A 13,580-nucleotide genomic window follows, 5' to 3' on the forward strand; every position below is an offset into this window, starting at 1 on the left:
TATGACAATAAGGGATGAGCGTCTGCCGGTTACGGTCCTTTCCGGTTTTCTGGGCGCAGGCAAGACTACGTTGCTTAATCACGTTCTGGCGAATCGTGCAGGATTGCGTGTAGCAGTGATCGTGAATGACATGAGCGAAGTGAATATCGATGCATCCCTGATCGAAAGAAGTACCGAAAATGCAGGGGCGGCATTGTCCCGCACTGAAGAAAGGCTGGTCGAAATGAGCAACGGCTGTATCTGCTGCACGTTGCGCGAGGATTTACTTACGGAGGTGCGCAAGCTCTCGGCGGAGGGGCGTTTCGATTACCTTCTGATCGAATCGACGGGAATCGGTGAGCCGATGCCCGTCGCGGCAACGTTTGATTTCCGGGATGAAGAAGGCAGTTCGCTAAACGATATCGCGCGCATAGACACCATGGTCACGGTGGTGGATGCGGTTAATCTGCTGGACGATTTCTCGAGCGAGGATTCATTGGCGCAACGCGGTGAAGTTGCGGGTGACGAGGACAACCGGACGTTAGCCAGTTTATTGACCGAGCAAATCGAGTTTGCGGATGTGATTGTGGTAAGCAAAGTGGATCAAGTCAGCCTGGATAAGTTGGGGGAAGTGACCGGCGCGATTAAGGCACTGAATCCCGTGGCGGAAATCGTTTACGCCGAATATGGCGATGTTCCCTTGAATAAAATTCTCGGCACCGGCCGATTCGATCTGGATCGTGCCAGTGGTATGGCGGGCTGGGCCAAGGAGATGGCTGGCGAGCATACCCCGGAAACCGAGGAATACGGTATCAGCAGTTTCATCCTGCGCATACGCCAGCCCCTCCACCCTCAGCGTTTTGCAGCCTTTCTAGAGATGCCGCTGCCGGGTGTTTTGCGGGCTAAAGGCTATGTATGGTTGGCCAGCCGGCCTGAATGGGCTATATCCTATTCACGCTCCGGCAATACCGCCGCAGTGGAACCGGTGGGGCGGTGGTGGGCGGCAGTACCGAAACAACGCTGGCCCGCCGAGGGAAGCCATGAGCGAGTCTTAATAGAGCAGAATTGGCAGCAGCCCTACGGAGACCGTGTTAATGAGGTGGTCTTCATTGGTCGCCATAAGGATTGGGATCGGGCATTGATTGAAATGGCCTTTGCAGCCTGCCAGCTTACCTCCACGGAAATCCGTAAGGGTGTAGAGCATTGGCGCACGCTGACGGATCAATTTCCTGAGTGGACTGCCGCAGTGGCGTCGACAGTGGAGGAAGCGGACCATCTATGAGTGCGGTAATCCCGGAGACTTTAGGTGAATGGCGTCATTGCATCGAGCATGACTGTGGCATTCAGTTGACCGTAGAATTCATCCAAAGGCGGTTGACGATATTGCGCGAGTCGGGGCATGAGGAAACACAACGTTTTATTCGGCATTATGGGGAAGCACACTGGCAAAGAACCGTAAGCTGGTTCGAGCATGCAAATAATGACATTCGTCGCTGATGGCACATTATGCGTGGTGGGCATACTTTCCATTGGGGAAACCAAGCAAGTTTTAAAGTGCGCGCATCCCTAGCAAGCTGACTCGTGCCGGACAATTTCTTATTGGTGAGATACCATGAAAAAAGAACGATCACCTGATTTTACAGAGAAAGCTATTCGCGCAGTCCCACCGGGCGAGTATATGTCTCCTGCACAGCTGATGTTCTTTCGTCTCCGCCTGGAAGACGAACGGCATCAGTTGCTGGAAAATGCGCAAGGCACGCTCGAACAAATGCAAGCCATTGTTTCCGAATCTGACCCGAACGACCGGGCAAGTACGGAGGAAAAATTTTCCCTTGAATTCCGGGTAAGAGACCGGGAGCGTAAACTGTTAAAAAAAATCGAGGATGCCCTCTTGCGCATTGAAAACGGTGCCTACGGCTGGTGCGCAGACACGGGCGAACCCATCGGCCTCCCCCGTTTGCTGGCGAGGCCTACAGCTACGCTCTGTATTGAAGCGCAAGAGCGCCACGAGCTGCATGAGCGAAGCTATGGCGTCTAACTTCTCACCCGCCAACGGATATGAATCCCCGGATAATCAGCCTTCGTCCATGCCTGGCAGTGTCCTTAAAGAACCTTCTTTTTCTACAGCTCATCCACTTCCGCAGTACGCGTGTACGGCGCGCCAACCGGATGAGTTGATCCGGATTTTTGATTCCCGCATTCAGGTTGTCCGCTGGCAGCGGCAGGAGGATCAGGTAATCAGGACATATTTCCAGCATGCGCTGACTAGCGGCGCTCTGGGCGGTGGCTTTCGTACAATTATTGGGGCGGGTGAACGATTAAGACCAACCTTTCTACCCAATCTACCTGGCCAAAATATTATTGTTGATGATATTTGCCAGCTTTCGGATATCTACTCGGAACTTCTCGGATGCGACGCAGTGGGCCTGCGCCTGGAAGTCCTCCATAGTGCGATGTGTCCCCGTTTTCACGTGGACCGCACAGGCATACGCCTGGCTTGTGCTTACCTGGGTTCGGGCACGGAATGGATCGACGACCGATGGGTCGACCGTAGCAGGCTTGGTCTCGGATCAAACGGACTCTCTGACGAAGCTTCCGGTTTGTTCGATCACAGAACCACGGTGGAAGCAGCCGCACCTTTTGATGTGGTGTTTTTTAAAGGCTTACTGTGGCAAGGGAATAATGAAAGGGGCGCAATCCACCGTTCGCCAGCCGTCGTACCCGGGAGCGGGCCGCGTGTCCTCCTCGTGATAGACGCAGTCTGGAATTGATCGAGGAGGACGAGCGTCGAAATATGAATGAAGCAGCCATCGCCGTTTTCCGGATCGCTACCTGACGACGCTGAACCTCTGAATAAGGATCGATTCAGAGGTTTCTTAATTCAATATGGTTTGCAATCCGCCCAGCCAGCCCGCCGCGATAGTCAGCAGCAATCCCGGAATAACCTGCAATGCGAAATGGCTGCCGCCATTGGATGCCGCCAATATCATTTTGGTCGCGGTGTTTGTGCTCATGGCGAGAAGGATGGGCAACACGGTTTGGGTCGCCTCAAGCTTACCCCCGGCTGCCAGCGACGCTACCGAGACCGCAGGGGAATGCGTATCGGCGAAACCGGCGATCGCGGTGCCTGCGATCAGCCCCGCGCTGCCCAGCCAGGCATTGAGTGCCGCCGCGACCAGAAGCACGGCCCCCATCGTCGTGGCAAGGATGAGCGCAGTGCGAAAGCTGAATGCCCTGCCCATCTCGATTGTTTCAGGGATTTTCTGCCGGAGCGCCTTCATAAAAAACCATGCTCCATAGGCCACCGCCATGAATCCCGCCGACAGGAGTGGCACCGCCATGGTGGCAAGTGTTGCGGGATGGGTCGCGCCGAGTACGATAGCCATCTGAGTAATAGTAGCCACAGTCGAGAGAACAGCGCCCCCTACCGCCGCTGGCATGAGTTCCGGCTTCTGTTTAGCAAGCGTACCCATGGAGGCTATTGTCGCCGAACTGGATACGAATCCCGAAGCCAGTCCGGCAACAGGCAATCCATAGCGCGGACCAAACAGGCGCAAGGCGATATATCCCCCAGCGCTGATCGCCATCATCAACACCACGATGATCCACAAGGTATGCGGATTGATCGCATTGAAGGGGCCCATGTAACGGTCCGGCATCAAGGGCAGCACCACCAGCGCCGCACCGGCAAGCACCAGTGCATCGTGCAACTCGGCTTCGGTCAGAGTTTTGCGTACGAAGGTGTGGATGCGAGTTCGTGCCGCGAGCAGGAGTGCCACCGTAACGCCGAGACTGGATGCGAGCAGCGGTTCGCGCATGGCAAGCGCGCCGAGCAATAACGTCAGAAGCTGTACAAATTCGCTGGTAAGGCCCGGATCGCGTTGACTGCGTGTGCGAAAATAGCCCAATGCAATGAATCCGGCTACCGAGAGCGTCACCACTGCCAGTAAAGGAATCCCTCCCAGTTCGAAAGCAAGCGCGCCAAGCAGGGCTGTGACGGCATAGGTACGAATCCCCGCCGGCGCACGGTCCCGCCCTGCGCCTTTTCTGCGCTCGCGCTCGACCCCTATCAGCAAGCCGATCCCCAACGCCACAGCGATTTTCATCCAGTTATCGGAGAGAAAGGTCATCGCGGCGATCAGTTCCTCTATTGTTATGGAGCATATGTAGGATGAAGCGTAGCGCAACCCCTCCTACGGAAGCCAGATTGGAAACCATAAAATTATTATAGTGTACTCATTACCCCTTTCCTGAATAAGGCGCCGAATGCCATTTAGACACTTTAAACATGTTTATATTGACAAAGTCATGGATGACTGATAACCTGCATTCACGTGCCGCACTTTGCCCACGCGTTTCTCTCGTCGCAGTGATGAGATTCTCCAAGCAGGTGTTGTCGTATGAAAGTAACCCGATTTGTAGCGCTGCTATCCATGCTCGGTTTATTGGCGTCGTGCGCGCCGATGAGCCATCACGAGGCAATCAGTAGCCCCGCTCTCCGTAAAGCGGTTCAAAGCGCAAGAACCCGCAGTGATCATACCGCCTTATGGAAGCATTTCGAGAAGCTGGCTCTGGAAATGCGGGTAAAGGCGGAGGAGCAAAGGCAATTGCTGGAACACTATCAGGAAAAAAGCTATCTCTATGGCCGGCAAGCGCAAGACCGGCAATCGCACACATGGGCTTTGTTGAACAGATATGAACTGGCTGTGGAACAAAGCCTTGCCAAGGCGGATGCTCACCGGCAAAAAGCAGCGAACCTCGCGCGAGAGGATCAAGGTGTCTTTGTCCGGCAAACGGCTGATACTCCCGCTATCGTAAAGTACAAGCTGCGCTCGAACGACATTACGGGTAGTAATTAACCTGAATCCGGCAGTGGATTTTGTGAAGTTAAAATCATGATTAATAATGATGTTTCTTTCAATTTTGACTCTTTCCGCACATCCCGCTGCCGGATTCAGGATTGAACAGAGTAACCATTCAGAGAAAACAACTCACGGCTGATTTTTTGCAATTTCATCGCTGGATACGCAATCAAACGGGCCTCGGTGTTAAGGGTGAAGTATCCCCTGCTCAATCTGAATCAAACAGAACATCTCAAAGGGAGTAAATGCAAATGCAGACAGATTTGGGATCGATAAAAAAAGAAGCACGCACGAAATACGATACCGTATTGATGGAAGCGCATGCGCTGATTGACTGGGAAGGGCTTCGTACCGAGCTTATGGAGATTTATAGACGCGAGATCAGCCTGGGCGAAGGACAAAAGTTCATAGACCCGCTGGTCATGTTCAAGACAGTGCTGTTGGGCCAGTGGCACAGCTTGTCGGATCCGAAGCTTGAAGAGGCACTGCGCATGCGTACCGATTTCATGGATTTTTGTGGCGGTTTCTCTGATGATGCGCCGGATGAACTCACGCTGTGCCGTTTTCGAAATCGCCTGATTACATCGGGCAGGCTAGCTGGAATGCTCGCAGGCGTGAATGCAGAATTGCAAGCTCATGGCCTCGTGATCAAGGACTTGCACCGTACTGCTACTGACGATGTGCGTGCGCAGTCGCCCGCTTGCCCCAGGCAAGACACGATTGATAATCCGGATACCACAGGTGCGCCCGAGGCCAACGAGGTTGGCAACAAGCAAGGCGGCATTCCAGCGAAATATCCCAAACTGGTCAGCTACATTAAAATCCGGCGTCCCGAACCGGACGCTACCTGGATAAGAAGAAATAAAAAGAAGTACTTTGGCTACGTCGGTTATGTAAACGTTGCTAACGAGGATAACTATATCCGCAGGAGTGTGCACGGTGGCCAGCAAAAGTAAAATCATTACGGCGGCTATCGTGCACCAAGGAGGTGATCTATTGGTAAAAAAATGGTTACCACTGATACTTCTTATTGTCTTTATAGTCATCAGCGTGGCTGCGTTAAGCGGATTAGCCAGGAATCTGGCCCAGAAAACGACCGTTCTCAGTGATCCGTTATGCAAGGTGGTATGGAAAAAGAAAAAGCCGTATCAGTTTGCAAACCATGGCCCAGGCAAGGAGGTTGCAAACCACTGAGAAGCAATTCTCGATAGATTCTTCTTTATCACAGTGCTACCAGTGAGTGCGCCAGGTACACCAGGGGTACGATAAAGCAGGCAGGTGTCGGTGCCGACGGAGTCCTCATGGGGGAGGCATCAGGCTTCCCCGTCGGCGATGACAGGCTAGCGGTGATCGCTTCGGCGGCATCGCTAGCCACTTGCGCTCGTGTAGCTTATGGAGAATACTTTTCTATTCCGAAAAGAATCAGGATCAATAAGGGCACAAAACAAATTATGAAGATTGCAAGCCGCGTTCCCATCAGGTCGGGAAGCATGATTCTGCCGCGGTTGCCCCACTTCAGAATCGTCGAATCCAGGTAACCGGACAACTCCGCATAGAGATAACTACCTACCAGCAGGCCCATGATGCCGGCAATCGCATCGTAATTGCCCTGCCCCAGCGCTGCGGCGCCAGTACCCGGGCAGTAGCCCAGCAGTGCGAAGCCGATACCAAAAATCAGTCCCCCGATTATGTTTGCGGCATAGCGCGTGGGCTTCACATGCAGTTGGACAAGCCCCAGGCCATACATTGAGAATATGCCGATCATGCCGACGGCGATCGCGGTGAGCATGATCTTCATGACAGTGAAATCCGTCAAAAAAAGTGCCCCCAGCAGTACGTCGTATTTGGCAACACCGCCCTTCTGAAGCAGAAAACCGAATACGATGCCAAAGATCAGCCCGAGTACAAGTTGTCTTGGCCCATCTGCTTTTCCTGATTGCTTTTTTGATGCTTCCTTTTCATTTTTCCGCTTCTCTTGCGGGATCGGGAAAGCAACGGATGAAGACATTTCCTGTGTTGCTGGCGTGATGGGATTCATAGCGTCCGGTGCCCTATATGCTGAACATCAGTTTTGCGGTGACAACACCGCCTGCAAAAAAACACATCAGCGCGATCCACGAGCCTACCGAGAGTTGCAAGGCTCCACTAATGCCGTGCCCGCTCGTGCATCCACCCGCGAGCCGCGCGCCAAACGCCATAACCGTGCCGCCGATAAATGCAACCCCAAGACGTAGTGCGCGACTTGAGCCAAAGTGTTCTTCCCACAAGGTTGGTATCCATTGCGCGGTGATTTCACCCCCTGTGTAAGCGGCCAGAAAAGCACCCAGGATAATGCCGGCCATGAGCATGACGCCCCACTCGATCTGCGGTTTTGTTTCCTGAAAAAACTTGAGGGATTCGGTATGGCCTTTGGAGAACAGGTTTCCTATGAGCCCGGCAATACGCGCGAAAGATGTTGAGGCGCCAATCGGCTGATTGGAAAAATAAAATGTCGCCATCGAGAGCACCCCGATAAGTGTCCCGACCAGATAAGGAGACCATGCACCACCGTCATGTTCCATTGATGCCTCGCATCAAGGTTACGTCGGCCATCAAATAGGGAGCATCGTCTTTCCCGCGAAAGCGGGAATCCAGAGGTTTCCTCTAAACTATTTGATGACTGATTCCATAGCTGAGTTTACCCAGCGTCGCCCGTCTTTTCCAATGGCAGGTCCAGCGCTTTCCACGCACAGAGACCCCCCAGCATGTTATAAACTTTAGAAAAACCATTCCGTTCCAGGATGCTTGCAGCCAGCCCGGCCCGATGCCCGACACTGCAGTGAACCACCAGCTCGCTGTCTTTCGGAAGTTGAGGAATACTGTCCTCAAGATGGCCCACAAAGGTATGGAGGGCGCCCGGTATGTGTTCTTTTGCCCATTCGTTATCATCCCGCACGTCGAGCACGTTCGTCTTGCGGTCCTGTATCCAGTTGGCGCATTCCTCGGCACTGATGGTGCCCAGCCCGTAAATGGGCAACCCCTGCTCCCGCCAGGCTTCCACGCCGCCCGCCAGCATGCCTTCTACTCTGTCGATGCCGATGCGCGACAGGGACGTCACCGCCTCCTGAATATGGCCCGGCTCATCGAGCACGAGAAGTATTGTCGTGTGTTCGTCCGCCACCCAGCCGCCGAAGGCCGGCAGCCCTTTCAGCCAGATGTTGTAGGACAAGGGAATATGCGCGGCCGCAAAGGCATCTGGCGAGCGGCAATCGATCACGATTGTGTCCTTCATCTTTTCCCGGAACTCTCCGGGTTGAAAGACGCGGAACTCCGCCGATAACCCGGGCGGTCTTCCCCCCATCAGATTGACCCGTTCCATATGGGAAAAATAGGGTGGGCGCGGCAGTTTCTCGGCCACCTTGTGGTCGACGAATTCCATGCGGCTCACTTTGAAGACGAGATTGGTTTCTTTTTCGATACCCAGCGTGGAGTCATCGCGCTTGGAAATATTCCCACCGCATGCCGAGCCGGACCCATGTGCGGGAAAAAGCAAAGTCTGATCACCGAGCGGCGCAATCTTTTGGTGAATGGAATCATAAAGAATGCCCGCATTTTCACCGGTTTGGTCCGGGTCCGGCAGATCAGTGCGTCCGGTCTCGCTGACAAAAAGCGCATCGCCGGTGAAAACGCCCCAGCATTTATCCTTGGTATCCTGTGGATAGACGGCATAGCTTACGCTTTCCGGCGTATGGCCCGGCGTTGCAAGCGCTACGATACGCGTAGTACCCGCCTTGAGCTCCTTTTCATCCGCAAGCTTGACATCCGAGTGGCCAAACAGCTCGTGCGTGCCCGTCACGATTCGGGCGCCCGTCATCGCCGCCAGCGTTCGCGAACCGAATTCAAAATCTTCCTGACGATGCGTTTCGAGTATATAGGCAATACTTAGATCGTTTCTCCGAGCGAGTTCCAGATATTCATCGATATCGCGCCGCGGATCGACCACTACGGCAAGCCCCTCCCCGCACCCAAGCAGGTAAGAGTTCTGCCCCAGGCCTGAGGCTTTCATTCTTTTGAAAAACATTCGCTACTCCCTTCCCGATTCGGCGCAATTTCGCTGGTTTTAATTGGATAAACGTACGGTCATGGAAAATAGCATATTGCCAGCGCAAAGGCTGGTCAGTGCGTTGGGACACATAATCCGGAAAGTGCGCGTAAGCCCAGGAATAAACTCGCGCGAACGACTGCCCGGTTCAATCCAGCGGGATTGCACCCGTTTGATTGTGTTCAGGCCGATGGGGGTTTTGACTGCCCCTGTGGATAGGCTGGCATGGGGGCAAACCGGTCAGTTTGGCCTACTTGAATATCGGCAACGATTTATTGATCCCTCTGAGTAATTTTTTATAAGGCAATTCGTATTGGATTTGCTATTTCTAAATATGCCGTCTATAAAAAAGTGGAGTTATACCGATGCGCCGACGGAGCCTGTTATGGGTAGATATTAAATTTTTTTTGTAGCCATTGAACCCAAATCTGGCAGTTAACTACTCGATCTTTAGCCTAACACTATGATCCACAAAGACTATTTGCATTACTTGACCTTCACCTTTTTGGTAAGTTCACTACAGGGCAGATTAGGTTAAAGCTCAATTAAGCCGGCATACAGCCGATCAAATGAGGAATCAGCTATGGCAACCAAGTATCTCAGCAATTATTACAGTTACAAAGTCATCCCTCAGGTTTTCGGTTTCCAGGTGACCGAAGTTGATCCGAAATTGGCGCTGGAAAAACAAGTACAGGGACATCTCGCGAATGGGCACCATTATTTTTTCCAGGACGAGTTCCAGAACGCCCTGAGCGAGTATCAGACAGCCTATGCCCTGCTGCACAAGTTCCTTCATCCCTATTTCCCGGTTGACGTTACTGCAATCACTACCTCTGTGCTCAAGCAAATGCAGTTGACCGATATGATGGTTACTGCCACTGCCCAGGTTGCAAAATACCGCTCTGTCGTGGGGGAGCGTCCGATAGTATCGCCCAGTCCGTCGCAGGAAATCTCGTCCATCGTGCAGAAGTTCGGTGGCACGGGCAGCACCGTGGTGGCATCGCCCGCAGCCGTTCTTTATGAACAGGCTTCGACGTACCTTCAGGCTGGAGCTACCGCCGAAGCCCGACCTATTATTCGCCAGGCGCTCGAACTCAATGGCGGAAGGGACCGCGAACTGGAATCGAATCTTATGGTGGCCTCAGGCATTGCTGCCGTGCAGCAAAGCGAATTTGATAATGCCCGCGACAGTTTTGTGAAAGCATTCGAGCTTGCACAGCGCACAGGCGCGGGTATTGGGCCGGCGATCATACCCGGCGTCGTGGGTGCAGCCGGAACGCCTGGCGCAGCTGCCGCTCCAGCGCCCGGGCAATCTCCGCAAACGCCGGGACTCGGGGCGATCAGCAGCAACCTCGGGGTTGTGGCGGCCTTGACCGGGGATGCGCGCAGTTCCGGTGCTGCTTTCCAGGCGGCGGGAGACTCTGTCCCCTTGTCGTTTGGGCGCACGCTTTCGCAACCGCTCAACCCCGGTACGGCTACCGCAATGCAGAGACCGATGGGCAGCGAGGGACTCGGCCTCATTCTTAATTCGCCATCAGGTTCCAACCAGTATATGAGCCTGTCGCCCGCCGTTTCTCCATCCAGCGGCGCTCAGCAATTCGGCATCTTCAAAGGCGATCAGGTCATCAGCGTCGATCTTCAGGTCAACGCAGCCGCAAACCTGACGGCAAGTATCTACCAGCCGCGAATCACCGCAACCTCGCTCGCGGCACTCGCGACTTTCGAGATCATCGACACCAATTTCATTGCCTATATTCCCCACACCTACGGCTTCACCATTCCGTTGAGTCTTGGCGACTGCTACCTGGAGCTGGGCGATTATGAAGAAGCCATCACCTGGTACGAAAAGGCTCGTGACTATCAATACCTGAACCAGGCCATTGAAGCGCCGATGGTCTGGTTGAAGCTGGCCAATGCATACGCCAGATGGGGTAATTTTCTGTTCGAATCCGGTGAAAAGGCCGAAGCCAGAACGAGGTACGAACAGATCGTGCGTCTCACCGATCCCATTCTGGATCCGGCTTCTGCGCTCTACAAGTCGCCGGTGTTCGACGGGCTGACAGCGCAGGTACAAGCCATTCTTGCGGCGCCGCAGCCGTTGGATGCCGAGGTGCACAACCCGTCCATCGCAGCCGTGGTATTGCTTGCCAAACTCAACATTCAAAACATCGAGGACGGGATCGATTTTCCATTGCTCAGCATGGCTCGCGAACAGGTTCCAGTGTTTCGCTTTGACTACTTGCAAAATACCGCGCGCTACTTCGCCGAGAATGCGATTCAGGCGGAGCGGACATACATCAATTTCAAGACCAGCGCCGAGCAGGAGCAGTTCCAGCGGTCGATGCTGGAGAATGCGGTTGATCTGGAGACCGCAAACGAACAACTCGAGATCAAGAAGGTAGAGATAGCACAAGAACAGAAGGAAGCAATCGAGGCGAACCAGGCTTATGCAAACACACAGCTGGAGAACGCCAGGGATTTGAAAACGGAATATGCGGATGTGAGTCTCGAAGAGATGGCCTTGGACTCCGAGATAACGTATGTGGGCGCTCCTACGACCGAGTACGATTTCTCTGGTTACGAGGAATATGGAATCTCGAACGGAACCCATCGTGTCGACGAAGTGCTCCGTACGTTGACACAGCGGCGCAGCGAGATCTCGCGCGAATTCGAACTCAATAACATGGATCGCCGGATCAGCGAACTGGAGGCTGCGAAAAAAGTCGCGGATGAACAGGTGGATATCGCGAACAAACAGAAAGAGGCCGCCGATATCCAGAAGAATATCGCCACGCTGCGCAAGCAGCAGGCCGAGCAGCAACTGGCACTGTTCGACTCGCAGGAATTTACGCCTGATCTCTGGAATCGCCTGGCGAACGAGATTCGCCAGATTTCCAAGTCATATCTCAACCAGGCCATCGTGATAGCCCGGTTGATGGAACAGGCTTATGAGTTTGAGGTCGGCAAGGCGGTCAATATTATCAAGCCATCGTATGTCCGGAACGACCTCGCTGGTCTTCTGGGCGGCGACTTTCTGCTGCGCGACATTGATTCGTTCACCTTCATGCGGATCATTCTCGGTGAGAAAAAACAGCCGATGAAGGAAATCATCTCCCTGGCGGACCGTTACCCGGTCCAGTTCCTGCGCGATTTCCAGCGAACGGGGACCATGGGTTTCCGTACCGAGCTGAGCGATTTCGACCGGAACTATCCCGGCGCCTACCTTCAGCGCATCAAGCGCGCCGAGGTACTCGTCGAGGGGTTGATCGGCCGCGGCGGAATACACGCGAGCCTGACCAACACCGGCCTCTGTCTGTCGCGAATGCGCGATGGAGGCATCAAGATGCGGCTGCTGCAACCGGAAACGCTGCTGCTGTCGCAATACCGCATCGCTGCGGACGCCGTGATCTTCACACCCGACGTCGAGATGCTGGCGATCTTCGAAAACAGCCCAGTCTCAACCTCATGGGTACTCGAGCTCAATCCCGCGGCAAACGACATCATCCTGAACTACATTACCGACATAAAGCTCGTGCTTTATTACGAGTCGTTCTTCGATCCGAACCTGAAGCCGAAGGTGCTGGAAGAGCTCGCGGTCGAGCAGATGAATACGGGACGCCGCACTGTCGCACTCCGGTATGAGCTTTTCGACGAGTTCTTCGCGTTCCAGGATACCGGCGAGGTGACGTTCACGCTTCGATCGACCATGCTCCCTTTCTATCATCTGGACCCGCGTGTACGCGAACTCACGTTCCTGATCGAAACGGACGAAGGCGTAACCTCCGAGAACCTGGTCGTCAAGGTATCCACCGCCGATGGCACTGCTGCCACTCAGACCACGAGCGCCGACGGTGCGCTTTCGACGGGTGGATCGAACCCGCTCAATGCATTCATTGGCAAGCCATGGCTGCAGGAGTGGAAAATCACTGTCCCGATTGCGGAGAACCAGGCCCGGTTCGATGCCGGCTTCGAATGGTCGCAAGTGGAAAATATCGTGATGACCACGGAGTATGAGTTCACCCCCCGCCGCATTCCCGGCCAGCCTTACCTGTTGCTGCTGGATCGCTTCGATGCAGATACGCTCGCGAACTTTGACGTTGTCGATGATCCGCAGGCCACCGTCTCCGCGCCATCGGAGTGGGTCTTCAATGCCGAAGCGCAGCGCATCGATCAGCTGTCGGATATACACGGCGGTCCATTCGGAGCCGGCGCGACCGGACCTGAAAAACCCGGTACCTACCTCGTTCGGAAAACGACGGCCGAACTGCCAGCGGTCCAGAATTTCATCCTGGTCGTCGACGTCACTTCGGAAGATGACGATGGTATCGGCGTGGTGTTCCGCTGGCAGGATGTGGACAACTTCTACTACTTCCTGATGGACCGGCAGCGCAACTATCGCCGCATGGGCAAGAAGGTCGCCGGCATATTCCAGGAACTCGATACCGCCGCGCTGGATACGACTCACGGATATGACGCCGACACGAGCTATTCGTTGAAGGTACGCATCAGTGGAACGCAATTGAACGCGTACCTGAATGACGAACTGGTATTGTCGGGGCAGGATGCGTCGCTACCCGGCGCAGGACGTGCCGGACTTTTCAGCTGGGGCAGCGCGGGAGTGCACTTCGATAACTTCCGCATCGTGGATCTCTGAAACG

12 protein-coding genes are annotated in these 13,580 nt (G+C 54.3%); 8 read left to right on the plus strand and 4 right to left on the minus strand.

What is annotated here, in order from left to right; translation table 11 throughout:
- Position 1: 1 nt before the first annotated feature.
- From BLO43_RS01505 to BLO43_RS01520, 4 genes are all read left to right on the plus strand, one after another.
- Positions 2 to 1,261, plus strand: a complete 1,260-nt coding sequence (locus tag BLO43_RS01505) for a GTP-binding protein (protein ID WP_090905362.1) — start codon at positions 2 to 4, stop codon at positions 1,259 to 1,261.
- Positions 1,258 to 1,476 carry a hypothetical protein gene (locus tag BLO43_RS01510; RefSeq protein ID WP_090905366.1) on the plus strand — a complete coding sequence of 73 codons (219 nt, stop codon included), beginning with the start codon at positions 1,258 to 1,260 and terminating at the stop codon, positions 1,474 to 1,476. The genes BLO43_RS01505 and BLO43_RS01510 overlap by 4 nt, the downstream gene beginning before the upstream one ends.
- Before the next feature lie 115 nt (positions 1,477 to 1,591).
- Positions 1,592 to 2,017, plus strand: coding sequence for an RNA polymerase-binding protein DksA (dksA, locus tag BLO43_RS01515; protein WP_090905368.1), 426 nt, complete (start codon positions 1,592 to 1,594; stop codon positions 2,015 to 2,017).
- Positions 2,007 to 2,750: a DUF1826 domain-containing protein gene (locus BLO43_RS01520; RefSeq protein WP_217628005.1), complete on the plus strand. Its 744-nt coding sequence runs from the start codon at positions 2,007 to 2,009 to the stop codon at positions 2,748 to 2,750. The genes dksA and BLO43_RS01520 overlap by 11 nt, the downstream gene beginning before the upstream one ends.
- 105 nt (positions 2,751 to 2,855) lie before the next feature.
- On the opposite strand, the gene BLO43_RS01525 is transcribed toward BLO43_RS01520, so the two are convergent.
- On the minus strand, positions 2,856 to 4,166 hold the full coding sequence (locus BLO43_RS01525; protein WP_368086124.1) for an MgtC/SapB family protein: 1,311 nt from the start codon (positions 4,164 to 4,166) through the stop codon (positions 2,856 to 2,858).
- A gap of 213 nt (positions 4,167 to 4,379) precedes the next feature.
- Here BLO43_RS01525 and BLO43_RS01530 point away from each other — a divergent pair, with 213 nt between their 5' ends.
- The 3 genes from BLO43_RS01530 to BLO43_RS01540 all read left to right on the plus strand — a co-directional run bounded on the left by BLO43_RS01530 (position 4,380) and on the right by BLO43_RS01540 (position 6,035).
- Complete coding sequence (locus BLO43_RS01530; RefSeq protein ID WP_254773269.1) at positions 4,380 to 4,838, plus strand: hypothetical protein; 459 nt, start codon at positions 4,380 to 4,382, stop codon at positions 4,836 to 4,838.
- A 254-nt stretch (positions 4,839 to 5,092) separates the two neighbouring features.
- Positions 5,093 to 5,797, plus strand: coding sequence for a transposase (locus BLO43_RS01535; protein ID WP_175443813.1), 705 nt, complete (start codon positions 5,093 to 5,095; stop codon positions 5,795 to 5,797).
- The gene (locus BLO43_RS01540) at positions 5,781 to 6,035 is read left to right on the plus strand and encodes a hypothetical protein (protein WP_090905374.1); all 255 of its coding nucleotides are present in this window, start codon (positions 5,781 to 5,783) and stop codon (positions 6,033 to 6,035) included. The genes BLO43_RS01535 and BLO43_RS01540 overlap by 17 nt, the downstream gene beginning before the upstream one ends.
- A gap of 196 nt (positions 6,036 to 6,231) precedes the next feature.
- Here the strand turns inward: BLO43_RS01540 and BLO43_RS01545 are convergent, their stop codons facing one another.
- The 3 genes from BLO43_RS01545 to BLO43_RS01555 all read right to left on the minus strand — a co-directional run bounded on the left by BLO43_RS01545 (position 6,232) and on the right by BLO43_RS01555 (position 8,901).
- Positions 6,232 to 6,849 (minus strand): YeeE/YedE thiosulfate transporter family protein, encoded by a 618-nt coding sequence (locus BLO43_RS01545; protein WP_254773271.1) that lies wholly within the window; start codon positions 6,847 to 6,849, stop codon positions 6,232 to 6,234.
- Positions 6,850 to 6,892: 43 nt separating this feature from the next.
- Positions 6,893 to 7,402, minus strand: coding sequence for a YeeE/YedE thiosulfate transporter family protein (locus BLO43_RS01550; RefSeq protein ID WP_090905377.1), 510 nt, complete (start codon positions 7,400 to 7,402; stop codon positions 6,893 to 6,895).
- Between the two features lie 116 nt (positions 7,403 to 7,518).
- The gene (locus BLO43_RS01555) at positions 7,519 to 8,901 is read right to left on the minus strand and encodes an MBL fold metallo-hydrolase (protein ID WP_090905379.1); all 1,383 of its coding nucleotides are present in this window, start codon (positions 8,899 to 8,901) and stop codon (positions 7,519 to 7,521) included.
- Between the two features lie 604 nt (positions 8,902 to 9,505).
- Between BLO43_RS01555 and BLO43_RS01560 the strand changes: the two genes are divergently transcribed.
- Entirely contained in the window at positions 9,506 to 13,576 is a 4,071-nt protein-coding gene (locus BLO43_RS01560) for a Tc toxin subunit A-related protein (protein ID WP_090905381.1), read from the plus strand.
- Positions 13,577 to 13,580: the final 4 nt, after the last annotated feature.

It is taken from the genome of Nitrosospira sp. Nsp13, from assembly GCF_900101945.1.
Classification (GTDB): Bacteria; Pseudomonadota; Gammaproteobacteria; order Burkholderiales; family Nitrosomonadaceae; genus Nitrosospira; species Nitrosospira multiformis_D.

Bases quoted from the DNA above. Each gene is read 5' to 3' on its own strand.
- BLO43_RS01505 (WP_090905362.1), top strand. From the start codon at position 2: ATGACAATAAGGGATGAGCGTCTGCCGGTTACGGTCCTTTCCGGTTTT.
- BLO43_RS01510 (WP_090905366.1), top strand. From the start codon at position 1,258: ATGAGTGCGGTAATCCCGGAGACTTTAGGTGAATGGCGTCATTGCATC.
- dksA (WP_090905368.1), top strand. From the start codon at position 1,592: ATGAAAAAAGAACGATCACCTGATTTTACAGAGAAAGCTATTCGCGCA.
- BLO43_RS01520 (WP_217628005.1), top strand. From the start codon at position 2,007: ATGGCGTCTAACTTCTCACCCGCCAACGGATATGAATCCCCGGATAAT.
- BLO43_RS01530 (WP_254773269.1), top strand. From the start codon at position 4,380: ATGAAAGTAACCCGATTTGTAGCGCTGCTATCCATGCTCGGTTTATTG.
- BLO43_RS01535 (WP_175443813.1), top strand. From the start codon at position 5,093: ATGCAGACAGATTTGGGATCGATAAAAAAAGAAGCACGCACGAAATAC.
- BLO43_RS01545 (WP_254773271.1), bottom strand. From the start codon at position 6,849: ATGTCTTCATCCGTTGCTTTCCCGATCCCGCAAGAGAAGCGGAAAAAT.
- BLO43_RS01550 (WP_090905377.1), bottom strand. From the start codon at position 7,402: ATGGAACATGACGGTGGTGCATGGTCTCCTTATCTGGTCGGGACACTT.
- BLO43_RS01555 (WP_090905379.1), bottom strand. From the start codon at position 8,901: ATGTTTTTCAAAAGAATGAAAGCCTCAGGCCTGGGGCAGAACTCTTAC.
- BLO43_RS01560 (WP_090905381.1), top strand. From the start codon at position 9,506: ATGGCAACCAAGTATCTCAGCAATTATTACAGTTACAAAGTCATCCCT.